The organism is Kribbella sp. NPDC048915 (genome assembly GCF_040649595.1).
GTDB lineage: Bacteria > Actinomycetota > Actinomycetes > Propionibacteriales > Kribbellaceae > Kribbella.
This window is the reverse complement of record NZ_JBEZFT010000005.1, coordinates 132,926-156,728: the sequence shown is the minus strand read 5'-3', so window position 1 is coordinate 156,728 and position 23,803 is coordinate 132,926. Positions and strand designations below refer to the sequence as shown.

21 protein-coding genes and 2 riboswitches are annotated in these 23,803 nt (G+C 71.2%); of the genes, 15 read left to right on the top strand and 6 right to left on the bottom strand.

The window, feature by feature from the left end:
• Positions 1 to 121: 121 nt before the first annotated feature.
• The 3 genes from AB0B82_RS04980 to AB0B82_RS04970 are packed head-to-tail and all read right to left on the bottom strand — an operon-like array spanning position 122 to position 2,873.
• On the bottom strand, positions 122 to 988 hold the full coding sequence (locus AB0B82_RS04980) for an NlpC/P60 family protein (protein ID WP_360162596.1): 867 nt from the start codon (positions 986 to 988) through the stop codon (positions 122 to 124).
• On the bottom strand, positions 985 to 2,049 hold the full coding sequence (locus AB0B82_RS04975; RefSeq protein ID WP_360162594.1) for a dipeptide epimerase: 1,065 nt from the start codon (positions 2,047 to 2,049) through the stop codon (positions 985 to 987). Before AB0B82_RS04975 ends, AB0B82_RS04980 begins: the two co-directional genes overlap by 4 nt.
• A complete protein-coding gene (locus tag AB0B82_RS04970; RefSeq protein WP_360162592.1) occupies positions 2,046 to 2,873 on the bottom strand; it encodes a serine hydrolase in 828 nt (275 codons plus the stop codon). The genes AB0B82_RS04975 and AB0B82_RS04970 overlap by 4 nt, the downstream gene beginning before the upstream one ends.
• A 44-nt stretch (positions 2,874 to 2,917) precedes the next feature.
• On the opposite strand from AB0B82_RS04970, the gene AB0B82_RS04965 reads away from it, so the two are divergent.
• The 14 genes from AB0B82_RS04965 to AB0B82_RS04900 all read left to right on the top strand — a co-directional run bounded on the left by AB0B82_RS04965 (position 2,918) and on the right by AB0B82_RS04900 (position 20,247).
• Positions 2,918 to 3,844, top strand: coding sequence for a cobalamin biosynthesis protein (locus AB0B82_RS04965; protein WP_360162590.1), 927 nt, complete (start codon positions 2,918 to 2,920; stop codon positions 3,842 to 3,844).
• Positions 3,835 to 4,515, top strand: coding sequence for a phosphoglycerate mutase family protein (locus AB0B82_RS04960; protein WP_360162588.1), 681 nt, complete (start codon positions 3,835 to 3,837; stop codon positions 4,513 to 4,515). Before AB0B82_RS04965 ends, AB0B82_RS04960 begins: the two co-directional genes overlap by 10 nt.
• Complete coding sequence (locus AB0B82_RS04955) at positions 4,506 to 5,474, top strand: DUF3500 domain-containing protein (RefSeq protein ID WP_360162586.1); 969 nt, start codon at positions 4,506 to 4,508, stop codon at positions 5,472 to 5,474. Before AB0B82_RS04960 ends, AB0B82_RS04955 begins: the two co-directional genes overlap by 10 nt.
• Positions 5,463 to 5,588: riboswitch (cobalamin riboswitch) on the top strand. (Overlaps the previous gene by 12 nt.)
• A gap of 33 nt (positions 5,589 to 5,621) precedes the next feature.
• A complete protein-coding gene (gene cobN / locus AB0B82_RS04950; RefSeq protein ID WP_360162584.1) occupies positions 5,622 to 9,320 on the top strand; it encodes a cobaltochelatase subunit CobN in 3,699 nt (1,232 codons plus the stop codon).
• A 12-nt stretch (positions 9,321 to 9,332) separates the two neighbouring features.
• Positions 9,333 to 10,100 (top strand): 5'/3'-nucleotidase SurE, encoded by a 768-nt coding sequence (gene surE, locus AB0B82_RS04945; protein WP_360162582.1) that lies wholly within the window; start codon positions 9,333 to 9,335, stop codon positions 10,098 to 10,100.
• Between the two features lie 42 nt (positions 10,101 to 10,142).
• Positions 10,143 to 10,294, top strand: a riboswitch (cobalamin riboswitch).
• A gap of 65 nt (positions 10,295 to 10,359) precedes the next feature.
• A complete protein-coding gene (locus AB0B82_RS04940; RefSeq protein WP_360162580.1) occupies positions 10,360 to 12,426 on the top strand; it encodes a putative cobaltochelatase in 2,067 nt (688 codons plus the stop codon).
• A gap of 1 nt (position 12,427) precedes the next feature.
• Positions 12,428 to 13,042: a cob(I)yrinic acid a,c-diamide adenosyltransferase gene (gene cobO, locus AB0B82_RS04935; RefSeq protein WP_360162578.1), complete on the top strand. Its 615-nt coding sequence runs from the start codon at positions 12,428 to 12,430 to the stop codon at positions 13,040 to 13,042.
• 28 nt (positions 13,043 to 13,070) lie between these two features.
• Positions 13,071 to 14,414: a cobyrinate a,c-diamide synthase gene (locus AB0B82_RS04930; RefSeq protein WP_360162576.1), complete on the top strand. Its 1,344-nt coding sequence runs from the start codon at positions 13,071 to 13,073 to the stop codon at positions 14,412 to 14,414.
• Positions 14,411 to 15,757: a 5,6-dimethylbenzimidazole synthase gene (bluB, locus tag AB0B82_RS04925; RefSeq protein WP_360162574.1), complete on the top strand. Its 1,347-nt coding sequence runs from the start codon at positions 14,411 to 14,413 to the stop codon at positions 15,755 to 15,757. The genes AB0B82_RS04930 and bluB overlap by 4 nt, the downstream gene beginning before the upstream one ends.
• Complete coding sequence (locus AB0B82_RS04920) at positions 15,754 to 16,350, top strand: hypothetical protein (RefSeq protein WP_360162572.1); 597 nt, start codon at positions 15,754 to 15,756, stop codon at positions 16,348 to 16,350. The genes bluB and AB0B82_RS04920 overlap by 4 nt, the downstream gene beginning before the upstream one ends.
• A 134-nt stretch (positions 16,351 to 16,484) precedes the next feature.
• Positions 16,485 to 17,618, top strand: coding sequence for a hypothetical protein (locus tag AB0B82_RS04915; RefSeq protein ID WP_360162570.1), 1,134 nt, complete (start codon positions 16,485 to 16,487; stop codon positions 17,616 to 17,618).
• Between the two features lie 5 nt (positions 17,619 to 17,623).
• Positions 17,624 to 18,562: an ABC transporter ATP-binding protein gene (locus AB0B82_RS04910; RefSeq protein ID WP_360162568.1), complete on the top strand. Its 939-nt coding sequence runs from the start codon at positions 17,624 to 17,626 to the stop codon at positions 18,560 to 18,562.
• Complete coding sequence (locus AB0B82_RS04905; RefSeq protein WP_360162566.1) at positions 18,549 to 19,412, top strand: ABC transporter permease; 864 nt, start codon at positions 18,549 to 18,551, stop codon at positions 19,410 to 19,412. The genes AB0B82_RS04910 and AB0B82_RS04905 overlap by 14 nt, the downstream gene beginning before the upstream one ends.
• 4 nt (positions 19,413 to 19,416) lie before the next feature.
• Positions 19,417 to 20,247 (top strand): putative RNA methyltransferase, encoded by an 831-nt coding sequence (locus AB0B82_RS04900; protein WP_360162564.1) that lies wholly within the window; start codon positions 19,417 to 19,419, stop codon positions 20,245 to 20,247.
• Between the two features lie 81 nt (positions 20,248 to 20,328).
• On the opposite strand, the gene AB0B82_RS04895 is transcribed toward AB0B82_RS04900, so the two are convergent.
• Positions 20,329 to 20,997, bottom strand: coding sequence for an NAD(P)H-dependent oxidoreductase (locus AB0B82_RS04895; RefSeq protein WP_360162562.1), 669 nt, complete (start codon positions 20,995 to 20,997; stop codon positions 20,329 to 20,331).
• Between the two features lie 124 nt (positions 20,998 to 21,121).
• Here AB0B82_RS04895 and AB0B82_RS04890 point away from each other — a divergent pair, with 124 nt between their 5' ends.
• Positions 21,122 to 21,670 (top strand): MarR family winged helix-turn-helix transcriptional regulator, encoded by a 549-nt coding sequence (locus tag AB0B82_RS04890; protein WP_360162560.1) that lies wholly within the window; start codon positions 21,122 to 21,124, stop codon positions 21,668 to 21,670.
• A 32-nt stretch (positions 21,671 to 21,702) separates the two neighbouring features.
• On the opposite strand, the gene AB0B82_RS04885 is transcribed toward AB0B82_RS04890, so the two are convergent.
• Together AB0B82_RS04885 and AB0B82_RS04880 are read right to left on the bottom strand one after the other, a co-directional pair.
• Positions 21,703 to 22,353 carry a response regulator transcription factor gene (locus AB0B82_RS04885; protein WP_360162558.1) on the bottom strand — a complete coding sequence of 217 codons (651 nt, stop codon included), beginning with the start codon at positions 22,351 to 22,353 and terminating at the stop codon, positions 21,703 to 21,705.
• Position 22,354: 1 nt separating this feature from the next.
• Positions 22,355 to 23,659, bottom strand: coding sequence for a histidine kinase (locus AB0B82_RS04880; RefSeq protein ID WP_360162556.1), 1,305 nt, complete (start codon positions 23,657 to 23,659; stop codon positions 22,355 to 22,357).
• Positions 23,660 to 23,803: the final 144 nt, after the last annotated feature.

Below are 23,803 nucleotides of genomic sequence, written 5' to 3'. Positions count from 1 at the left end.
ACGACCCGCCCAGCACGACCCGCCCAGCACGACCCAGACAGCACGATCGCCCCAGGCCCGCCGATAGGTACGACGGGCCCGGGGCGATCGTCAGCCCAGCGACATCTCAGAACCGCACACCTCAGAACCGTGCGGCCCGGACCAGGGTCGCGCGCCGTTCGTCGGTCAGTGCCTCGTTCTCGAGCCGCTTCCCGGTCTCCGATGCATGCAGCATCCCGGCCGCGGACACGAAGCCCACGTGATGCACCGGCTTCTGGTCGCGGGCGAAGAAGTACAGGTCGCCCGGCCGCGCCTCGTCGATCGGGATGTTCGGCAGCGTGTCGGCCTGGTCGTGCGCGTCCCGCGGCGTCCGCAGACCGAGCACCCGGCTGACGGTGTGGATCAGGCCGGAGCAGTCCAGCCCGTGCGCCGACGTACCGCCCCACAGGTACTCGAGACCCAGGAAGAGCGAGCCCAGCCGCAGCCGGTCGCCCGGACTCGACGGCTCGGAGACGGACCGCAGTACGGCGTCCGCCAGCCAGCCGTTGCCGCCGTCGGGCGTCGCCACTCGCGTGTGCCCGTCCGAGCGCTCGTCGGAGGCCAGAACGGTGCCGAACGACAGCGTGGCGACGGGCTGCCCACCGGGCGCGTCGAGCAGCGCGGCGGTCGGTACGGCGACCGCGACCGGGTTCTCGGCGCTCCGCGGCAGCTCGCCCAGGTGGCTCGACGGGATCCAGCCCGGGTACCCGAGCTCGTCTTGTGACGAGGGCTGCCATGGCGCGACGATCTCGGACCAGCCGTCGCGTTCGGAGCGCACCAGGACGGGCTCGGCGAACAGCAGTTGGGTCAGGGTCCGGCCGTGCAGGCCGAGCCGGGTCTCGGTGTCCATCGACTGCGCCCAGGCGGCGACGTCGGGTCGGGCGGCGGTGGCCGGGGCGTCGATGTCGCGGGGCGCATCCGGCGCGGTCCAGACCGTGCTGATCGGGACCTTGGTAGCGGCTAACTTCATGCGCTCAAGCCTGTCACGCCGAGTCCAGGAGCAGAAGGCAGGTGGATCTGGGAGCCCTCGTACCGGATTCCGCCGGTGACCGGTGCCGCGCGCAACCACCAGGCCGCGTCGAGATCGTTGACCGCCGTCGTCGGGTACGCCGAGACCAATGCGGCCGCCGCGCCGACGCCGACGTGGCTCTCCATCATGCAGCCGACGATCGCGCCGAGTCCGTGCGCGCGGGCCAGTTCGAGCAGGGTCCGCGCCGGCGCCAGGCCGCCGCATTTGGCCAGCTTCACGTTCACCAGGTCGGCCGCGCCGCGGCGGATCACGTCGACCAGGTCGCGGACGCCGTACACGGACTCGTCGGCGAGGATCGGCGTACTGACCCGGTCGGTCACCCAGGCCATACCGTCCAGGTCGGCCGCGGCGACGGGTTGCTCGACGAGCTCGATCGCGCAGCCGGCGTCCTCGAGCGCGCGGATCACGGTGACGGCGTCGCGGCGCGTCCAGCCCTGGTTGGCGTCCAGCCGCAGTCGCGGGTCCGGGCCGATGGCGGACCGGACCCGGCGGACGCGTTCGATGTCGCCGGCGGCATCGGTGCCGACCTTGATCTTGAGCACGTCGAATCCGTCTGCGACCCGGGCCGCGCCGGCCTCGGCCAGCGCGTCCGCATCGCCGACGGACAGCGTCACGTCGGTGCGGACCACGTCTGTCGTCGACCCGAGGAACCCGTGCAGCGTCTGACCGTGCCGCCGCGCCGCCAGGTCGTGCAGCGCGACGTCGACGGCGTCCTTGGCCCCGAAGTTGCCGACCGCCGCACCCTGTACGCGCCGCAGCGCCTCGGTGAGGTCGTCCGGGCTCAGCCCGTCCAACGCGGCGCTCAAAGGACCTTCGATGAAGGCCTGGGACCCGGCGAGCGAGTCGCCCGTCACCTTCCAGACCTGCGGCGCCTCGCCCCAGCCGCTGTGCGAACCGTCGCTGATCTCGACCAGCAGCGACTCGACATGGGTCGCGGTCCGTAGCGCGGTGACGAACGGGGTGTGCAGCGGCGCCGACACCAGATGCGTCGTGATCTTCACCGCACGGCCTCCAGGTCGTGCCGGTGGTTCCAGGCCTCGAGCGCGATCGAGGCGATCAGCTGCTGCGCGTCGGTGTCCGGCAGGTCGGACGTCGTACACACCGCCAGGACGAACGGGTCCGCGTCCGGGGGGCGGACGATGCCACCGTCGTGCCGGATCCGGGTGTCCCAGCCGTTCTTGTGCTCGACGCGGGTGCCCGTCGGCAGCAACGCGGGGATCTCGCCGTTCCACTGGTTGCCGGCCAGCAGCTCGCGCAGGTACGTGCCGGATTCGCCCTGCTGGTTGCCGACCGCAACCAGCACACCGGCCAGACCGGCCGGACTCATCAGGTTGCTGATCCCGGCCCGGGCGGCCGGCCCGTCGTCGATTCCGCGCTGGATCCTGGACTGCGGTTCTGGCGAGCTGGGCAGCGTGGCCGCGACCAGCAGTTCGTGCGCGGCGGCGATCCCGACCTGCTCGAGGACCAGGTTGGTTGCGAGATTGCTGGACAGCGTGATCATCTCGGTGGCCAGCCAGTTCAGGGGCACCTTCTTGCCGAGCCGTTCCCAGGTCTTGGGCGCCTCGTCCTCGTCCGGGTTGACGCCGAACCGGCCGCCGGCCGCGGACTCGAAGTCGTTGTGCACGGCGATCGGCTCGAACAGCGACAGGTCACCGGCGTCGACCTTGTGCATCATCGCCATCGCGACCGGCAGCTTCATCGTGCTCGCCGCGTAGTGCGGCCGCTCCGCCTCGTGCACGAACACCGGCGTGCCGTCCAACCGGCCCAGCCAGACCCCGAAGTCCCCGCTCCCGTCCACCTGCTCGAGCAGTTGCGCGATTCCCATGCCGCTCACCCAATCACAGCGCCGGACCTGGCAGACTGCCGAGGGTGTCCCGGGCAATCGGCATCCTCCTCGGCTTCGCGGCCGACCGCCTGATCGGCGATCCCCGCCGCTTCCACCCGGTCGCCGGCTTCGGCCGTACGGCGGCCAAGGTCGAGCAGCAGCTGTACGCCGATACGCGCCCGGCCGGGGCCGCCTACGCCGCAGTCCTCGTCGGCGCACCGACCCTCCTGGGCATCGCGGCCGAACGGCTGACGCGCAACCACCCGATCCTGCACACCGCCGTCACCGCCGCGGCGACCTGGACCGTGCTCGGCGCCCGGAGCCTCGACCGCGAGGCCGAGGCGATGGCCGAGCTCCTGGAGGACAAGGACATCGACGGTGCGCGCGCCCGGCTCAGCCACCTGTGCGCACGCGACGCCAGCGACCTCGAGGCCGACGAGCTGGCCCGCGCCACGGTCGAGTCGGTCGCCGAGAACACGTCGGACGCCTGCGTCGCGCCGCTGCTGTGGGGCGGCGTCCTCGGTGTGCCCGGTCTGCTCGGCTACCGCGCGGCGAACACCCTCGACGCGATGGTCGGCTACAAGTCGCCGAAGTACCGCCGCTTCGGGTGGGCGTCGGCGCGGCTGGACGACGTCGCCAACCTGCTACCGGCCCGGGCATGCGCGGTCCTCGCCGCGGTCACGAGCGGCCGGTTCCAGGAGACCGTCCGGGTCTGGCGGCGCGATGCCGCGAAGCACCCGAGCCCGAACGCCGGTCCGGTCGAAGCCGCGTTCGCCGGTGCACTCGAGCTGACCCTCGGCGGTACGAACAGCTACGGCAGCTACCAGGAGGACCGCGGCACACTGGGCGACGGTCCGGCGCCGACGGTCGCCGACGTTCGGCGTACGGCCGGCCTCGCCCGCCGAGTAGGCCTGGCGGCGGCGGTCCTCGGAGCGGTCGTCGCACTCGGGAAGGGGAAGCGATGGACCTGAGCCACCGGCCGTTGCGGATCGCACTGATCCGGCACGGTGAGTCCGAGGCCAACCTGGACAAGACCGTCTACGAGCGCACCCCGGACCACGCCGTCCCGTTGACCCCGCACGGGCACGAGCAGGCCGCCAAGGCGGGACGTGGGCTGCGCGAGCTGTTCGACAACCAGCCGGTCCGCGTGTACGTGTCGCCGTACCTGCGGACCCGGCAGACGCTGGACTCGCTCGGGCTGGACGACCTGATCGAGACGGCGCGGGAGGAGCCGCGGCTGCGCGAACAGGACTGGGCCAACCTGCAGGACACCGAGGACATCGAGCGGCAGGAGCAACTCCGGAACTCCTACGGGCACTTCTTCTACCGGTTCACGCACGGCGAGTCGGGGTCGGACGTGTACGACCGGGTGTCGACGTTCCTGGAGACGATGCACCGCGACTTCTCGAACCCGGAGGCGCCGCGCAACGTGCTGCTGGTCTCCCATGGACTGACGATGCGGTTGTTCTGCATGCGGTGGTTCCATTGGTCTGTCCGCTTCTTCGAGTCGCTGCGCAACCCGGGGAACGGCGAAACACGCGTCCTGCTGCGGCAGCCGGACTTCCGGTACAAGCTGGATCGGCCGTTCGAGCAGTGGACGCCCTACCAACCGACCCCGCGGGAGCGCTCAGCATGGTTGTAGCCCAGACGCAGGACGCCGTCCTCGACCTGCTGGCGAGTTTGTCGCCCGAGCAGCTCGAGAAGGTCAAGGCTCCGTTCGGTACGCCGGACCACCAGGCGTGGACGTACCTGCCGGGAGACCGCCCCGGACTGCCGCTGGCCGAGCTGACGCCCGCGCAGCAGCAGCTCGCGCAGCGGATCGTCGAGCTCGGCTGCAGCCAACGCGGCGCGGCCGACGCGTGGGCGGTGCTGGACGCGGAGGTGATCCTGCGCGGCATCCCGGCGCTGCCGGAGTCCGGTGACTGGGAGGGCTCGGTGCTCGGCGGCCGGTACTTCCTCCGGGTGCTCGGCGATCCGGCCGGACCGGAACCGTGGGCGTGGCGGTTGAACGGGCATCACCTCGCGCTGCACGTGACGGTGGTGGCCGGCGCGGTCGCGTTCACACCGCAGTTCATCGGGTCGAACCCGGCCCAGGTGCTGAGCGGGCCGGAGACCGGACGACGCTTCCTCGCCGCGGAGCAGGACCTGGGCTTCGAGTTGCTGCACGCGCTTGAGCCGGGACAGCTGGAGGTGGCGCTGGTCTCACCGGAGGCGCCCGACGACATCCTGACCCGCCACGACCCGGTTGCCGACCCGTCGCTCCTCCACCGCGGCCTCGCCTACGGCGACATGACCGAGGCACAGCGCCAGATTTTGAGCCTGCTGATCGGACAGTACGTCGGACGCGCCGCCGGCCCGATCGGTCTGCAGACGTGGAACGACATCACCGAGCAAGGCATCGAGCGCTTGACGTTCGCGTGGGCGGGCGAGACCCAGCCGGGCGTCGGCAACCGGCACTACTACTCGATCGCCGGGCCCACGTTCCTCGCCGAGTACGACAACACGCAGGACAACGCCAACCACATCCACTCGGTGTGGCGGGACATCCGCAACGACTGGGGTACCGACCTGCTGGCCAACCACTACGCCGCGCACCGCTAGAGTCGGCGCGTCAACTCGACGGCATCAGCAGGAACCCGGTGTGAATCCGGGACGGTCCCGCCACTGTGACCCGACCAGGGAAGTCAGGAACTGCCGCCGTCGTCCCTGGATTCGGGGCGCGGACACCCCGGGAAGGACCACCTGCGCATGCCTGCGAAGCTGTTGTTGCTGTCCACTGCCGACACCGATCTGCTGGCGGCCGCCGCAGCTGATGCGGGGTGGAACGTCGCGAATCCGGCCCGGCTCGAGTTGTCCGCGCTGGGCGCGTTGCTCGACGACGCGGAGGTGGTCGTCGTCCGGTTGCTCGGCGGCCGCCGCGCGTGGGAGGACGGTCTGGACGCGGTCCTGGCGTCGGGCAAGCCGACGGTCGTCGTCAGCGGTGAGGCTGCCCCGGACGCCGAGCTGATGTCGCTGTCGACCGTCCCAGCCGGCGCGGTCACCGAGGCGCTGTCGTACCTGCGTGATGGCGGCGCGGACAACCTGCGGAACCTGGCCGGCTTCCTGCGCGACACGCTGCTGCTGACCGGTGACGCATTCGATCCGCCCCGCGCGCTCCCGACGTACGGCGTCCGCGGGACGTACGTCGAGGACGGACGTCCGGTCGTGGGCATCGTGTACTACCGCGCGCACGAGATCTCCGGGAACACCGCCTTCGTCGACGCACTGGCGACCGCGGTCGAGGCGGCCGGTGCGCAGGCCTTGCCGGTGTACTGCGGGACGCTGCGTGGACTCGACCCGGGCAGCGAGGAGAACGCCGGGCTGTTCGAACTGCTGCGCAAATGCGACGTACTGGTCACGACGCTACTGGCTGCGGGCGGCTCGGTGGCGGCGAATGCGAGTGCAGGTGGCGCGGACGACGCCTGGGACGCGGGCGCGCTGGCCGCTCTCGACATCCCGTTGATCCAGGGCCTCGCGCTGACGTCGACCCGCGAGCAGTGGGTCGCCAGCGACGCGGCCATCAGCCCGCTGGACGCGGCGACGCAGGTGGCGATCCCGGAGTTCGACGGGCGGCTGATCACGGTGCCGTTCTCGTTCAAGTCGTACGACGCCGACGGGCTGGCGCGGTACATGCCGGACCCGGAGCGGTGCGCCCGGCTGGCCGGCATCGCGGTCGCTCACGCGCGGCTGCGGCACACCGCGCCGGCCGAGAAGCGGATCGCGCTGGTGCTGTCGTCGTACCCGACCAAGCACGCGCGGATCGGGAACGCCGTCGGACTCGACACACCGGCGTCCGCGGTCGTGCTGCTGCGGCGGCTGAAGGACGCCGGGTACGACCTCGGCGACCTGGACGTCGACGCGCTGGACGGCGACGGGCTGATCCACCGGCTGATCGCGGCCGGCGGTCACGACACCGACTGGCTGAGCGACGAGCAGCTGGCGAACGCGGTCGCCAAGGTCCCGCTGTCCATGTACACCACCTGGTTCCAGCAGCTCCCGGAGTCGTTGCGGATGGCAATGACCGAGGCGTGGGGCGAGGCGCCGGGCGAGCTGTACGTCGACACGTCCGCCGACGAGCCCGCGATCGCGCTGGCCGCCTTGCGGTTCGGGAACGTGGTGCTGATGATCCAGCCGCCGCGCGGATTCGGCGAGAACCCGGTGGCGATCTACCACGACCCGGACATGGCGCCGTCGCACCACTACCTCGCGGCGTACCGCTGGCTGGAGGCCGCGCCCGACGCAGGTGGGTTCGGCGCGCAGGCCGTCGTACACCTGGGCAAGCACGGGACGCTGGAATGGCTGCCGGGCAAGGGGATCGGACTCGCGGCGGACTGTGCGCCCGACGCCGTCCTCGGGAACCTGCCGATGATTTACCCGTTCATCGTCAACGACCCCGGTGAGGGTACGCAGGCGAAGCGCCGGGCGCACGCGACGATCGTCGACCACCTGGTGCCGCCGATGGCGCGGGCCGAGACGTACGGCGACATGGCCAAGCTGGAGTACCTCCTCGACGAGTACGCGACGGTGCAGGCGCTCGACCCCGAGAAGGTGCCGACGCTGCGCACCCAGATCTGGACGCTGATCCAGGCGGCGCAGTTGCACCACGACCTGCACACGTCCGAGAAGCCGGACGACGAGGAGTTCGACGAGTTCGTCCTGCACCTGGACGGGTATCTGTGCGAGATCAAGGACGTGCAGATTCGCGACGGGCTGCATGTGCTGGGCGGTGTGCCGGCCGGTGCGGCGCGGGTGAACCTGGTGCTCGCCGTCCTGCGGGCGCGCCAACTGTGGGGCGGTTCGTACTCGATCCCGGGGTTGCGGGCGGCGCTCGGCGAGGCGTTCGGGGTCGACGAGGCCGCGATGCTTGCCGACCCGGGTCGTGCGGTGCCGGAGCTGGCCGACCTGGCGACGCTCGCCGACCTTCCCGCGGTCACCGGTGCGGACGGCGTCGATCTGCTGGAGGCCCTGGCGCGCAGGCTCGTCGACGGCATGGAGACCGCCGGCTGGGACGCGGCCAAGGTCCCGGTGGTGGTCGGTGAGGTGCTCGGCCGGGAGGCTTGCGGTGTCGTGGAGTCGTTGACGTTCGCGGCCCAGGAGGTGGTCCCGAGGCTGGAGCGGACCGGTGACGAGATCACCAGCGTGCTGCGGGCCCTGGACGGACGGTTCGTCGCGGCCGGTCCGTCCGGGTCGCCGACGCGCGGCCTGGTCAACGTACTGCCGACCGGCCGCAACTTCTACGCGGTGGACCCGAAGGCGATCCCGAGCCGCAACGCGTGGGACGTGGGCGTCGCGCTGGCCGACTCGCTGCTGACGCGGCACCAGACCGAGACAGGGGAGTGGCCGCGTTCCGTCGGCCTCACGGTCTGGGGTACGTCGGCGATGCGCACGCAGGGCGACGACCTCGCCGAGGTGCTCTGGCTGCTGGGCTGCCGGCCGGTCTGGGACGACGCGTCGCGACGGGTCACCGGGTTCGAGGTGGTCGACGTCGCGGAGCTGGGGCGGCCGCGGATCGACGTGACGATCCGTATCTCCGGGTTCTTCCGGGACGCGTTCCCGCACGTGGTCGCGTTGCTCGACGAGGCGGTCCGCACGGTGGCCGAGCTGGACGAGCCGGCGGAGGACAATTACCTGCGCGCGCACGTGCAGCAGGACGTTGCGGCAGGCAACGACGTACGGCAGGCGACGGCGCGCGTGTTCGGGTCCAAGCCCGGTTCGTACGGCGCCGGTCTGCTGCCGCTCGTCGATGCGCGGAACTGGCGCACCGACGCGGAGCTCGCCGAGGTGTACGCGGTGTGGGGCGGGTACGCGTACGGCAAGGACCTGGACGGCGCCGAGGCACGGGCGTCGATGGAGCGTGCGTATGCGCGGATCCAGGTGGCGGCCAAGAACGCGGACACCCGTGAGCACGACATCATGGACTCCGACGACTACTTCCAGTACCACGGCGGCATGATCGCGATGGTGCGCCACCTGACCGGATCCAATCCGAAGGCGTACGTCGGCGATTCCGCGGTGCCCGCGCAGGTGAAGACGCGCACGCTCGAGGAGGAGGCGAAGCGGGTCTTCCGGGCGCGCGTGGTGAACCCGCGGTGGATGGCCGCGATGCGGCGGCACGGGTACAAAGGCGCGTTCGAGATGGCCGCGACCGTGGACTACCTGTTCGGGTACGACGCGACGGCGGGCGTGGTCGACGACTGGATGTACGAGTCGCTGACCGAGCAGTACGTCGCGGACCCGGAGACGGCCGAGTTCTTCCGCCGGTCGAACCCGTGGGCGCGGCACGGGATCGCGGAGCGGTTGCTCGAGGCCGCGCAGCGCGGGCTGTGGGCAGAGCCGTCGGCCGCGGCGCTGCAGACGTTGCGGGACGCAGTCCTTGAGACGGAGGGTGACATCGAGGATCGCGGCTGATTGGGTAGACGCATGCCCTCGAGACAGCCGCGCGTCCTGATCACCAACGACGACGGGTACCGGGCGCCGGGGATCCGGGCGCTCGCGCCGGTCATCGCAGCCCTTGGGTACGACGTGCTCGTGGTGGCACCGTTGGTGGACGAGAGCGGCGTCGGCTCCGCACGGGCGGGGATGGTCGGGCGGCCGATCCGGACCGTGTCCGACGTCGAGCAGGGCGTGACGTTCATCGGCATCGACGGCACGCCGGCCCAGGCGGTGACGATGGCGCAGGCCGGTGCGTTCGGTCCGGTGCCGGACCTGGTGCTGTCGGGGATCAACCGCGGCCTGAACATCGGGGTGCCGATCTTCCACTCCGGCACCGTCGCGGCGGCGCTCACCGCGGCCGAGACCGGGATCTCGGCGGTTGCGGTCAGCCTCGACTCCGACGACCCGGACCACTGGCCGACCGCGGCGCGGGTGGCCGGCGAAGCCCTCGGCTGGATCGCCGCCGAACCGGGCGGGACGGTGCTCACGATCAACGTTCCGGACCGCCCCCTGGACCAGTTGGCCGGCGTCCGGCACGCGGCGCTGTCCGTACCCCGCCGTACCCGCCTGATCGCCGTGACGGCTCCGACGGGCGAGCCGATGATCACCGTCGAACGCCTCCAGGCCACCGCCGTTCCCGGCACCGACGAAGCCCTCCTCGCCGAAGGCTTCGTCACCGTCACGCCCATCGTCGGCATCCGCGAAGTACCCGACGACACCGCTGCCACAGCCCTGGCCAAGCGCCTGACGCAATAGGCCCTCCGGACCGGACGTGGTGACGGACACGGAGGTTCGGTGGGTTGCCGGGTGGGTGGGTGTGCCATGATCTGGCGGACGGTTGTGGAGGAACACCGGTGACCAGCGGATGCTGGGAGTCCGGGGCGGTCCCGCCACTGTGACCGGGTGCAGGCCCGGAAGCCAGGACATCTGCTCCCGTCCGCCGCCGCGGTCTCGCGGACGGCGTACCAGTGCCGTCGCGGGCGTGGACACCCGCACGACGAAAGGGACACCGCCGATGCGGGCTGCGCCGACCAGGGCCGCTGCGCCTTCGTTCCCGTTCACCGCGATCGTCGGGATGGACGATCTGCAGCTCGCGCTGATCCTGGCCGCGATCTCGCCGGGCATCGGTGGAGTGTTGATCCGCGGCGAGAAGGGGACGGCGAAGTCGACCGCGGTCCGTGCACTCACCGAGATCCTGCCGGCGGTGGACGTGGTCTCCGGTTGCCGGTTCTCGTGCGACCCCGACCGCCCGGATCCCGCCTGTCCGGACGGGCCGCATGTGAGCGAGCGGGCGGTGCGCCCGGCGCGGCTGGTCGAGTTGCCGGTCGGTGCCACCGAGGACCGGGTGCTCGGATCACTGCACCTGGAGAAGGCACTGGCCGAAGGCGTCACGGCGTACGAACCCGGGCTGCTCGCCGCAGCGCACCGCGGGCTGCTGTACGTCGACGAGGTCAACCTGCTGCACGACCACCTGGTCGACGTCCTGCTCGACGCGGCCGCGATGGGACGGGCGACCGTGGAGCGCGACGGCGTCTCGGTCACGCATCCGGCGCGGTTCGTGCTCGTCGGCACGATGAACCCGGAGGAGGGCGAGCTCCGGCCGCAACTCCTCGACCGGTTCGGCCTGACCGTCGACGTGGTCGCCAGCCGCGATCCCGCCGTCCGCGTGGAGGTGCTGCGCGCGCGGCTCGGGTACGAGGCGGATCCGGCCGGGTTCACGGCCCGGTACGGCGGTTCGCAACGCGAACTCGCCGAACGCATCGTGAAGGCGCGCGACCTGCTGTCCGAGGTGGTCCTGACCGACGCCGCGCTCCGCCAGATCGCCGAGATCTGCGCGTCCTTCGACGTCGACGGGATGCGCGCCGACCTGGTCACCGCGCGCACCGCTGTCGCTCATGCCGCCTGGTCGGGCCGCACGGTCGTCGAGGTCGAGGACATTCGCGCGGCCGCCAAACTGGCGCTTCCGCATCGCCGCCGCCGCAACCCCTTCGACGCGCCCGGGCTGGACGAGCAGCAGCTTGAGGACGCGATCAACAACAGCACGCCGCCAGAAGACGACTCAGAAGACGACCCGGACGACGACCCGCCCAGCCCCGATGGCCGCGGCGGATCGGACGGCACTCCGGACCAGGGCAGCGAGAGCGACCCGATGGACGCGCGCCGATCCGCCGAATCAGCCGGCGAAGAATCAGCCGGCGAAGAAGCAGCCGGTCAAGAAGCAGCCGGTCGAGCAACAGCCGGTCCGGCGCCGACAGGCGAGGTCGCCGGGAGCGCAGCGCCGTACAAAGCCCGCCTGCTCAGTGTGCAGGCGCCGGGAGCGGGCGTCGCAGGCCGCCGGTCCCGGGCGATCACCGAGGTCGGGCGCGTCGTGGGGGAACGCGCCCGCCTCGGCCGCGAGAACGGTCGCCCACATCTCCTCGGCACGCTGCGCACCGCCGCGCCGCACCAGCAGACGCGCGGCCGCACCGGACCCGGGCTGGTCGTCCGTCCGGCCGACGTCCGCCTCGCCGTCCGCGAAGGCCGCGAGGGCAACCTCGTCCTGTTCTGTGTCGACGCGTCCGGCTCGATGGGGACGAAGAAGCGGATGAGTGAAGTGAAGACGGCGATCGTCTCGCTGCTGCTCGACGCGTACCAGCGTCGCGACACGGTCGGTCTGGTCACGTTCGCAGGCGCCGCGTCGACGGTCGCGTTGCCGCCCACGGGCAGTGTCGAGACCGCCGTACGACGCCTCGAATCGCTGCCCACCGGCGGCCGCACGCCGCTCGCCGAAGGCCTGCTGCAAGCGGCCGAAGTACTGCGGATCGCCGCGATCCGCGACCCGCGCCGCCGTCCGCTCCTCGTCCTCGTCACCGACGGCCGCGCCACCCACGGCGACCAGGCCTTCGCCCGCGCCCGCCGCGCCGCCGGACTGCTCGCACAGCGCGGTGTCGCCACCGTCGTGGTCGATTGCGAACCGCGCCGCGGTCTCCGCCTCGGACTCGCCGCGGAGCTCGCGGCCGATCTCCGCGCCGAGTACCTCGACCTCGGAGACGTTGCCGCGGGCAACCTCGTCCGCGCGGTCACCGAGCGGAAGGCGGCCTGAGATGCCGAAGGGACAGCCGGTCGCCGTACCGAACGACGGCCTGACCACCAGGCAGCGCCGCAACCGCCCGCTGCTGATGGTGCACACGGGTGCGATGAAGGGGAAGTCGACGGCCGCGTTCGGGATGGCGCTGCGGGCCTGGAACCAGGGCTGGAACATCGGGGTCTTCCAGTTCGTGAAGAGCGCGAAGTGGAAGGTCGGCGAGGAGAGCGCGTTCAAGGCGCTCGGCCGGCTGCACGCGTCGACCGGCGAAGGCGGACCGGTCGAGTGGCACAAGATGGGTGAGGGCTGGAGCTGGGCCCGCAAGTCCGGCACCGAGGAGGATCACGCCGCCGACGCGGTCGAGGGCTGGCGGGAGATCCAGCGCCGGCTCGCCGCCGAGGCGCACGACCTGTACGTGCTCGACGAGTTCACCTATCTGATGAAGTGGGGCTGGATCGACGTGGACGAGGTCGTCGACACCCTCGTCCACCGCCCCGGTCATCAGTACGTCGTGATCACCGGCCGCGACGCCCACCCGAAGCTGCTCGCGGCAGCCGACCTGGCCGCGGAGATGACCAAGCTCAAGCACCCGATGGACGCCGGGCAGAAGGGCCAGAGGGGGATCGAGTGGTGAGCCCCCGACACGGAGGAGCCGGGGCATCATGATCCCGCGGATCGTGATCGCGGCGCCGTCGTCGGGCTCGGGCAAGACCACCGTGGCAGTCGGGCTGATGGCGGCGCTCCGCCGGGCCGGGCACGCGGTGGCCGGTTTCAAGGTCGGCCCGGACTACATCGACCCCGGCTTCCACGCGGTCGCGACCGGTCGCCCCGGCCGGAATCTCGACCCGATGCTGTCGGGGGAGGACCTGGTCGCTCCGCTCTTCGAGCACGGCTCCGCAGGCGCGGACCTGGCCGTGGTCGAGGGCGTGATGGGCCTGTACGACGGCGCGCTCGGGACGGAAGGTTTCTCGTCCACGGCGCATGTCGCGAAGGTGCTGAAGGCACCCGTTGTGCTGGTCGTCGACGCGTCGGCGGCGGGCCGGAGCGTCGGTGCCGTCGTGCAGGGATTCGTTGCCTTTGACACCGAAATACGCATCGTCGGCGTCATCCTGAACAAGGTCGGCTCGGATCGCCACGAGGCCGAGGTGCGCGCGGGCGTGGCGCCGACCGGTGTGCCGGTGCTCGGGGTGCTTCGAAGGGACAAGCGGCTGACGGTCCCGAGCCGGCACCTCGGTCTGGTCCCGGCCGACGAGCAGCGTGCGCAGGCCGAGCTGGCCGTGGACGCCGCGGCCGAGTTGGTCCGCGCCGGAGTCGACCTGGAAGCATTTGTTGCCGCGGCCAACACTGCGCCGCCACACCACGCAACCCCCTGGAGCCCTGCGGGCGAGGTCGCGCCACCGGAGCCGGTGCTCCCGGTGGTTGCCGTTGCCGGTGGACCCGTGTTCTCGTTTCGCTACACCGAAACGACGGAGCTGCTGGCTGCCGCCGGTGCCGACGTCGTGACCTTCGACCCACTGATCGACCCGTTGCCGCAAGCAACCGCAGCGCTCTACCTCGGCGGCGGCTTTCCGGAGCTGCACGCCGAGGCGCTGTCGGACAACGTCGAACTCCGGAAAAGCGTCGCGGCGGCGGTCGAGGACGGCCTACCCGTGATCGCCGAATGCGCCGGCCTGCTGTATCTGTGCCGCGAGCTCGACGGTCACCCGATGGCCGGCGTACTCCCGGCCACCGGCCGCATGACCGACCGCCTCACGCTCGGCTACCGGACGGCGGTCGCGGCCACGACGACCCGGTTCTTCGACGAGGGGCGGCGGGTGCGCGGTCACGAGTTTCACCGCACGACGATCGAGGCCGATGCCGACGTACACCCGGCCTGGCACCTGCCCGGTGGTACGGAAGGCCTCACGCGCCCCCACGTCCACGCGTCGTACTTGCACCTCCACTGGACCGCTACCCCCGATGTGCCCGCCCGCTTGGTCGCCGCCGCCCGCGAGCGGGTGCGATGAACGTCGTCATCGGCGTCGGCCTCCGCAGCGGTACGCCGTACACCGAGCTGATCGAGCTGGTACGCCGCCATTGCTCTGGCGATGTCCGTGTGATTGCCACCCGGACCGGTCGAGAGTCCGAGCCGGCCCTGCAGCAGTTGGTCGACGAACTGGGTGCCGACCTCCGTACCTTCAGCGCCGCCGAGCTGGCCGGTTGCGAAACCCCGACGCCCAGCGACCGGGTCCTGCACCTCACCGGCTCGCCGAGCGTCGCGGAGGCAGCCGTCTTGGCTACGGGAGCCCACCTGCTGATCCCGAAACAGCAATCCCCGAACGCCACCCTCGCCGTCGGCCGCCTGCCGGCGCCCGGGTATCCGGCGGACGAGCGGGAGGTGGTGCAGCGGGTGATCGCCGAGCGGCGCGACGTACGGCGTGGGTTCCTGGACGTGCCTGTTGCCGACGCGGTGTTGATGCCGGTGCTGGAGGCGGCACATCGGGCGCCGAGTGTCGGGCTCAGCCAGCCGTGGGACTTCCTGCTGATCCGCGACGCCGGGACCCGGCGCAAGGTGCACGATCTCGCGGTGGCGCAGCGGGACGTGTTCGCAGTGTCGCTTCCCGACGACCGGCGGGCCGCGTTCGACGGGCTGAAGGTGGAGGCGATCCTCGACGCTCCGCTGAACATCGCGGTGACCTGCGACCCCGGCCGCGGTGGGCGGCATGTCCTCGGGCGGCACGCGGATCCGCGCACGACCAGGTTCTCCGCCGCGATCGCGATCCAGAATTTCTGGCTCGCCGCCCGCGCCGAGGGCCTGGGTGTCGGTTGGGTCTCGTTCTTCGAGCCCGGCGAAATCGCAGCGGTCCTCGGGCTGCCTGCGCACCTCGAGCTGATCGGGTACCTGTGCGTCGGTTACGTGGACGAGTTCGCTCCGGCGCCTGAGTTGGTGCGCTCGGGCTGGGCCAGGCGCAGACCTGTCTCGTGGGCGATTCACCAGGAGCAGTGGGGTCACCGCGACGCCTCGATCGTCACCGACGCACTCTCGGCCGCGCAGACCGCCGTACCGGCAGCCGGGCACCGGATTCAGGTGCTGGTCGGCGGCGAGACCAGCAGGTTGCGCGAGCCCGACGTACTGGTGGTGGACCTGCGCGCCGAGCAACCGCCGCCGGACTTCGGTGTGCTGTGGCGGCCGGCCCGGACGCCGGAGGAGGCGCTCGAGTACGGCGTGGAGATCGCTCGCGACCTCGCGCTGCAGAACGCCGGCCACCTCGTCGTCCAGGTGGCCGAGCGGTCGGAGCACGCCGAGGCGCTGGCGCGCGGTCTGACCATCGGAGCGTCGGCCTGTGGTCTGACACACTCCTCGGCATGAGTGCATCCATGTACGTGCCCTCCTTCACCATGAAGCAGCGGGTGACGCTGATGGTGAACAAGTACGAGCTGATCGCCACCAACCCCGACGGCAGCGACGGACCGCTGCTCGCGCTGGCGCAGCAGAAGCGGATGGCGTTCAAGGAGCAGGTGACGTTCTACCGCGACGACACCAAGGCCCAGGTGGTGTTCTCGTTCAAGGCCCGCAAGGCGATCGACCTCGGATCGGGGTACGACGTGCTCGACGCCGATGGGCAGCCGATCGGGTGGTTCAAGAAGGAGTTCGGCAAGAGCCTGCTCCGGTCCAGCTGGCAGCTCAGCGCACCGGGCATCGACACCGACGGCACGGAGCGCAACCCGACGATCGCCATCGTCCGGCGGGTGTGGGACTTCGTGCCGTTCATCGGCGAGATCCCGCTGCCGTTCATCTTCCACTTCGACTTCGCCGAGCGCGGGACCGGGAAGCCGGTGCTGTCGGTCGAGCGCAAGCTCTCGGTGCGGGACCGATACCACATCACCGTGCAGGACGAACGCCTGGACTTCCGGGTGGCCGCCGCGATGACCGTGGCGCTCGACGCGTTGCAGTCCCGCTGACCGTCGGTCACAGCCGGTGAGCTGTCTTTCGTCCGGTTCGGCGTACTACCACGGTCGTACGCCGGGTCACTCTTTCGGGTGAACTGACCCTGAGTGGCCTTGGATCCGGGCCGGGGCAGTGCGACGCTGTAGTCATGGGTGTAGCGCAGCGCAGTCGACGGTGGTTGGTTCCGGTCACGGCCGTTGCCGTGGTGGCGGGGGTGGGAACGCTCGGTCCGGTGGTCGCGGACGCGTCGCCGAAGCTGCCCGGGATCACCGCGCAGGACCTGCTCACGAAGGTGCAGACGGCGAAGGTCGACGGGCTCAGTGGCACGGTCCGCTCCGAGGCCGACCTCGGTCTGCCGGTCCTTCCGGGCGCGTCGGAGGGGGCCGCGCAGCTGACCGAGCTGCTCAGCGGCAAGCACACCGCGCGGGTCGCGTTCGCGAGCCCCGACAAGGCGCGGGTCTCGGTGCTCGACAACCAGGCCGAGCGGGTCTGGACGACCGACGGCACCTCCGCCTGGGCGTACGACTCGTCCCGGCGGGAGGCCGTGAAGCTGGCCGTCCCGGCGCACCGCCCGGCCAAGCCCGAGAAGCCGACCGTCCCGTCGTACGACCCGCAGACCGTCGCCAAGCAGTTCCTGGACGCGATCGACCCGACCACCAAGGTCGAGGTCAGCGGCACCGAGAAGGTGGCCGGCCGCGATGCGTACAAGCTCCGGCTGGTGCCGAAGTCGGACCGGACGACCGTCGGATCCGTGACGGTGGCGATCGACTCCAAGACCTGGGTTCCGCTGGACGTGACCGTGATGCCGCGCACCGGTGACGACCCCGCCGTCGAGCTGGGCTTCAGCTCGGTGTCGTTCGAGGTACCCGCCGCGAGCACGTTCACCTTCACCCCGCCGGAGGGTGTGAAGGTCACCGAGAAGGCGCTGCCGAGCGAGCCGAAGCGCGCGACCCCGAACCAGACCGAGCCGAACCAGACCGAGCCGAACCAGACCGAGCCCAAGAAGGTTGCGCCGAAGCAGGACGGCGACAAGCCGACCGTGATCGGCACCGGCTGGGAGAGCGTCGCGATGATCAAGGGCGCTCCGACCGCCGAGCTGACCGGTGACGGCCCGCTGGCGCAGCTGCTCGCGAAGGCGCCGACGGTGAAGGGCTCATGGGGCAGCGGCAAGGTGTTGACCAGCAAGATGGTGAGCGCGCTGATCACCGACGACGGCCGGGTCTTCGTCGGCCTGGTCACGCCGGACACCCTGCAGGCCGCCGCCGCGAAGGCCCCGCGCTGAACAGCATGACGGCGGGGGCGCCGGTCGTCACCCGCGGGCTGACCAAGCGGTTCCGCGGCGGTCAGGTTGCCGTGGACGCGGTCGACCTGGAGGTGCCGGCCGGTAGCGTGTACGGCTTTCTCGGCCCGAACGGGTCGGGCAAGACCACCACGATCCGGATGCTGCTGGGCCTGATCGCGCCGACGTCCGGCGCGGTCGAGCTGCTCGGCGAGCCGATGCCGAAGGCGCACCTGCAGGTGCTGCCGCGGGTCGGCGCGCTGGTCGAAGGCCCGGCGTTCTACCCGTTCTGGACCGGGCGGGCGAACCTGCTCCGGTTCGACGCCGCGGACCGAACCGCCGACCCGACGACCCGCAAAGCTCGCGCCGGCGAGGCCCTCGAGCGCGTCGGCCTGTCGAACGCCGCCAACAAGAAGGTGCGCGCGTACTCACTCGGTATGCGCCAGCGGCTCGCGATCGCCGTCGCGCTGATGCAGCGCCGCGAACTGCTCGTCCTGGACGAGCCGACCAACGGCCTCGACCCACAGGGCACCCGCGAGGTGCGCCATCTGATCCGCGACCTGGCCAGTGACGGTACGACGATCTTCACCTCGACCCACCTGCTCGCCGAGGTGGAGCAGGTCTGTACGCACGCGGCCGTGATGAGCCGCGGCAAGCTGTTGCGCCAGTCGACGGTCGCCGAGTTGCGCTCCGAGCTCCGGCCGCGGCTGGTGGTCCGGACGCCAGATCTCGTGCAGGCGGCCGAGACGCTGCAGGGGTTGGGCGTGACCGATCTCAAGAGCACACCGGAGACGGTCGAGGGCGATCCCGGCGAGTTGCCGATCGAGAAGTTCGCCGCGGCCTTGGTCGCAGCCGATGTCCGCATCCACGGCTTCGGCCTCGAACGCCCCAGCCTCGAGGACGCGTTCGTGGCACTCACCGGGGAGGGCTTCGATGTCGCCGAGTGACGTGAGCGTCTCCGAAGCGCCGGCGCGGGCGCCGGGCGCGGGACGCCATACCTTGGCCTTGTTCGGGTCCGAGTTGCGCCTGGTGTTCGCGCGGGCGCGGACGCAAGTGGGGCTCGGCGTGCTCGCCGCGGTGCCGTTGCTGATCGGGATCGCGGTCAAGATCTCCGGCGACGACTCCGGCGCCGGCGGGTTCATCGGGCAGATCGCCGGGAACGGCCTGTTCCTGATCGTCGCCAGCCTGGGCCTGTCGCTGCCGTTCTTCCTGCCGACCGCGGTGACGGTGATCTCGGGGGAGTCGCTCGCCGGCGAGACCAGTCTCGGCACGCTGCGCAACCTGCTGACCGCGCCGGCCGGTCGCTCCCGGCTGCTCGCGGCGAAGATGGTCGCGCTGGCGATCTTCTGCCTGGCCGCGACGATGACGATCTGGCTGTCCGGCCTGATCGTCGGGTTCGTGCTGTTCCCGGTCGGCGACGTCCTGCTGCTGTCCGGGACAACGGTCTCGCTCGCCGAGGGCCTGCTGCGTGCGCTCGGGATCGCGGTCGTGATCGCCGGCTCGATGCTCGGGCTCGCGGGGATCGGCCTGTTCATCTCGTCGCTGACATCGACACCGCTGGCCGCGATGGCGGCGACGTTCGGCTCGTTCATCGTGCTCGGGATCCTGATGGCGATTCCGCAGCTGGACGCGATCCACCCGTGGCTGCTGATGTACCGCTGGCAGTCGTTCGCCGACCTGCTCCGCGACCCGCCGTACTGGCCCGAGATCGGCCGCAACCTGCTCGTGCAACTCGGCTACCTGGCGGTCTTCTACGCCGCCGCGTGGGCGCGGATCACGAGCCGCGACATAACCTAGGCGCGTGGAGAGCGACCTGGTCAACGTGCTGCGCTGCCCGGTCTGTGCGGATCGGCTCGCGCTGGACGGGCGGACGGCGCGTTGCCCGCGCGGGCACGCGTTCGACATCGCCAAGCAGGGTTACCTGAACCTGTTGCCCTCGGCGTCGAACGGAATCGAGGGCGATTCGGCCGCGATGATCGGCGCCCGGACGGTCTTTCTCGGCACCGGTCACTACGCGCCGATCCGGGACGCGCTGATCCTGCAGGCCGATCTCGGCGAGGACGACCTGGTCGTCGAAGTCGGAGCCGGCACCGCGTACTACCTGTCCGGCGTCCTCGGTACGTCGCCCTCGCGGCGCGGGATCGCGCTGGACGTGTCGAAGTACGCCGCCCGCCGAGCGGCCCGGGTGGATCCGCGGATCGCCTCCGTGGTGTGCGACGCCTGGCGTGAGTTGCCACTGCTGGACGACTCGGTGCAGCTGCTGCTGAACGTGTTCGCCCCGCGCAACGCCGCCGAGATGGCGCGCATCCTGGCGCCCGGCGGCCGGCTGCTCGTGGTCACGCCGAACCAGCCGCACCTCGCCGAGCTGATCGACGTGCTCGGCATGGTGAGCGTGGACGAGCAGAAGGAGCGCCGCCTGGAGGAATCCCTGGCGGGCGAGTTCGAGCGTGCCGGTGACGAGCTGATCGAGGACACGATGCGGCTCGACCGGTCGGCCGTGGAGCAGTTGGTACTGATGACACCGAGCGCGCGGCACCTGAACTACCGCGAGCTGCTGCAGCGGATCGCCGTACTGCCCGAACCGGCGATCGTGACGCTGTCGGTGACGCTGTCGGTCTGGCGGGCCCGGTGAGAGGTGGCCCGTTGATGCCGGCTCGAGCTCGGCACCACTGAGACCTCACTGACCAAGGTCAGCCGCTGGATCAGGCGGGGGTCAGGCCACCCGGCCGATCAGCTCCTGGGCGACGACGACGCCGTGCTTCTCGGCGTGCTCGTGGGCCTCGGTCTCCGACTCCTTGGAGGCGTCGATCAGTTCCTCCATGCCCGGGGTGACAGGGGCGAGGGTGAGTTCGGCGGCAGCGGTCCGGATGTTCATCCCGAAGACGTCGCCGAAGATCCGCTCCAGGTACGGCGTGGCGTGGTCCCAGCCGTGCTTCGGGGACTCCGGGCCGTAACCGCCACCGCGGGCGATCGCGAAGATGGCCGGGCGGCCGGCCAGCGGACGGGAGCCGAACCCGAGTTCGCGGTCCAGCAGCAGCGTGTCGATCCAGGTCTTCACGTTCTGGGCGATGCCGTAGTTGTACAGCGGTACGGCGAGCAGGACGGCGTCGGCTGCCGTGATCTCGGCCGACAGGCCCTTGGCGATCGCCTCGGCGTCGGCCAGCGGCATCCGGTCGGCTTCCGCGACCGGCTGCTGACCCACCTGGGCGGCGGCCAGCGTCGGCCACACCGTCGCGGGCAGCGGGTGCTGCCCGAGGTCACGCCGTACCACGGCACCGTCGGGGTGCTCCGCCTTCCAGGCGGCCTCCGCGCTGTCCGCCAGGGCGCGGGACACCGAGCCGTCCAGCCGGATGCTGGCGTCGACGCGTAGCAGGGTGCTCATTCGTTGTGTCTCCATCATGTGTGAGGGCGAGCTCGTATTGAGCTGTACCGAAGATAGTCTGTCTCACAGAACATCTTCAAGTCAGATCGTATTCCGGGTGGCGTACACCACGTACGATGGGGACATGTCGAGTACGTCGCCCGAGGTCGCAGCCCGCACTGCGCGAGGTCTGGAGCCGTCCACCGCCAGTGGTGCACCGGTGGAGGCCGACCTGGGCTGGGCGCTCGGCGTCGTCTTCCGGCGGTACGTGAAGGCGTCCGCCGAGGCGCTGGACGGGCTGCCCGGCGGGCCGCGTGGTTACCAGGTGCTCGCCACGACGAGCGCCGAGGGGCCGAAGCGCCAGCTCGACCTGGCTGCCCAGCTCGGCGTGGACCGGACCGTGATGACGTACCTGCTGGACGACCTGGAGCAGGCGGACCTGGTGCAGCGCCGGCCCGATCCGGCCGACCGCCGAGCGCGGCTGATCGTGCCGACCGAGAAGGCCACCGAGGTGCTGTGCGACTACGAGCGCCGGCTGCGCGCCACCGAGGAGGAGGTCCTCGGCATTCTCGACGAGTCCGAGCGCGAGAGCTTCCGGCTGTTGCTGCAGCGCGTGGCGCTCAAGGCGAACGCCGTCGACCCGCTGCACAACGCGTGCGAGCTGGCCGAGGCCGAGAATCCGACCGGCCGCTAGCGACCGCAGCTCTCACCCCCGTCGGCTCAGCCTCAGTGCAGCGGCACGAAGCCGGATTCGTAGGCGCGGATCACGGCCTGGGTGCGGTCCCGCGCGTTCAGCTTGGCCAGCACGTTCGCCACGTGTGTCTTCACGGTCTGCAGGCCGAGGAAGAGCTCCGCGGCGATCTCCGCGTTGGACAGCCCCCGCGCCATCAGCCGCAGCACCTCCTGCTCGCGCTCGGTGAGCTGATAGCGGTCGAGTCCGTCGGATGCCGGCGTACCGGCGTGGGCGAGCGCGAGGTTACGGATCGCCTCGGGGAAGAGCAGCGACTCGCTCTTCGCGACCGTCCGGATCGCCGCGACGATGTCGTCCGGCGGCGTCCGCTTCAGCAGGAACCCGGACGCGCCGGCGCGCAACGCGTCGTACACGTAGTCGTCGTTCTCGAACGTGGTGACGACCAGGACGCGCGGCGCCGGATCGATGCCCTCGAGCAGCAGGCGGGTCGCCTGGATGCCGTCCACCGCGGGCATCCGGACGTCCATCAGGATCACGTCCGCGCCGGTCCGGCGGACCAGTGGCAGCACCTCGGCGCCATCGCCTGCCTCGCCGACGACGGTCAGGTCCGGCTCGGCGTTGATGATGGCGCGCAGCCCGCTGCGGATCAGCGGCTCGTCGTCGACCACGACCACCGACAGGTTCATGTCATCCCTTCGTCACGCCGACCGGCAACCGTACGGCGAGCTGCCAGGCCGGCTGGTCGACACCGTTCACGCTCTCGCCGACCGGCCCCGCGGCAACGGTTCCCTGCAGTACGGCGACTCTTTCACGGATCCCGGCCAGCCCGCGGCCGCCGCCGGGATGGTCGGACGTACCGCTGACCGGATTGGTCACCGCCAGCCGCAGTCCGGACTCGTCCAAGCGGATCGAGAGGTGCACGGCCAGTTCGCCGGCCGGGCGGCCCGCGTGGCGGATCGCGTTGGTCAGGCCTTCCTGCACGATCCGGTACGCCTCGCGGGACACCGCCGCGGGCAGTCGGTCCAGCTCGCCGGCCTGTTCGACCTCGACCGCGATCCCGCCCGCGCGGGTCGCCTCGACCAACCGGTCGAGCCCGCTCAGCGTCGCCTGCGGCGCGGTCCGGGACCCCTCCCGCCGGTCGTCGCGCAGCAGCCCGAGAACGTGGTCCAGGTCGGCCAGGGCCGCCCGGGCGGAGGTCTCCATCGCGGCGAGCGCGGTCTCGGCGAACTCCGGATCGGTCGCCAGCACACGCCGCGCGGCGGCCGCCTGGAGGGTGACCAGGCTCAGTGCGTGGCCGACGCTGTCGTGCAGTTCGCGGGCCAGACGGTTGCGCTCGGCAAGGGTCGCGGTCTGCTTCTCGAGCAGCTCGATGCGTTCCGCCGCGGTCGGGCCGAGGATGCGCGGGGCGACGTACGCCAGCAGGGCGCCGACCGCTGCCGACAGCATGAACAGCCCGATCACGCCGCCGATGGCGGCGGCCGGCATCCACAGGTCCGTCCAGTTGCCGCGGATCTGGTACGACCAGCCCGGCACGATGTCGTGGGTGCCGGGGGAGCGGAACGGAGCGGCCAGCCAGATCGCGGCGACGGCGAAGACGATCGCGCTGAGGATGCCGACCACGCCGCCGGCCAGCAGGTGCAGGCAGAACCAGACGCTGGTACGGCGCCGTTGGGCCCAGGTCCGCGCCGGGCCGAGCGGCCGCTCGTCGAACCGCACCGCGAGCAGCGACTCGACCGCGATGCCCTGGACCTCACGGACTGCGGGCAGCAGGCCGAGCACGATCGGCGGACCGAGCGCGAGCAGCGCCCAGAGGATGCCCTTGGCAAGCTTCGGCGGGTCGAGTTCGGAGATCACCGCGCCGAGTGCGGAGTCGACCAGGATGAACGCCAGCACCAGCGCCGCGCCGAGCAGCAGGTAGACCCAGCGCAGGTAGGTCGACGGGCGCCACAGGCACCCGATCGCCCACCAGATCCGTCGCGCCGCCGTACCCACGGTGACATCCTGTCAAACCCCGGGTCCGGCCACCTCCCTCCCGGGAGTGACGGTGGGGAATCCGGCGCCTTCGGGCGGGTGGACGTGGGCTGAGTCACGAAGAAGTTGAGGGTTTACGTAAATTTGACGGAGTGCGGCCGGGTT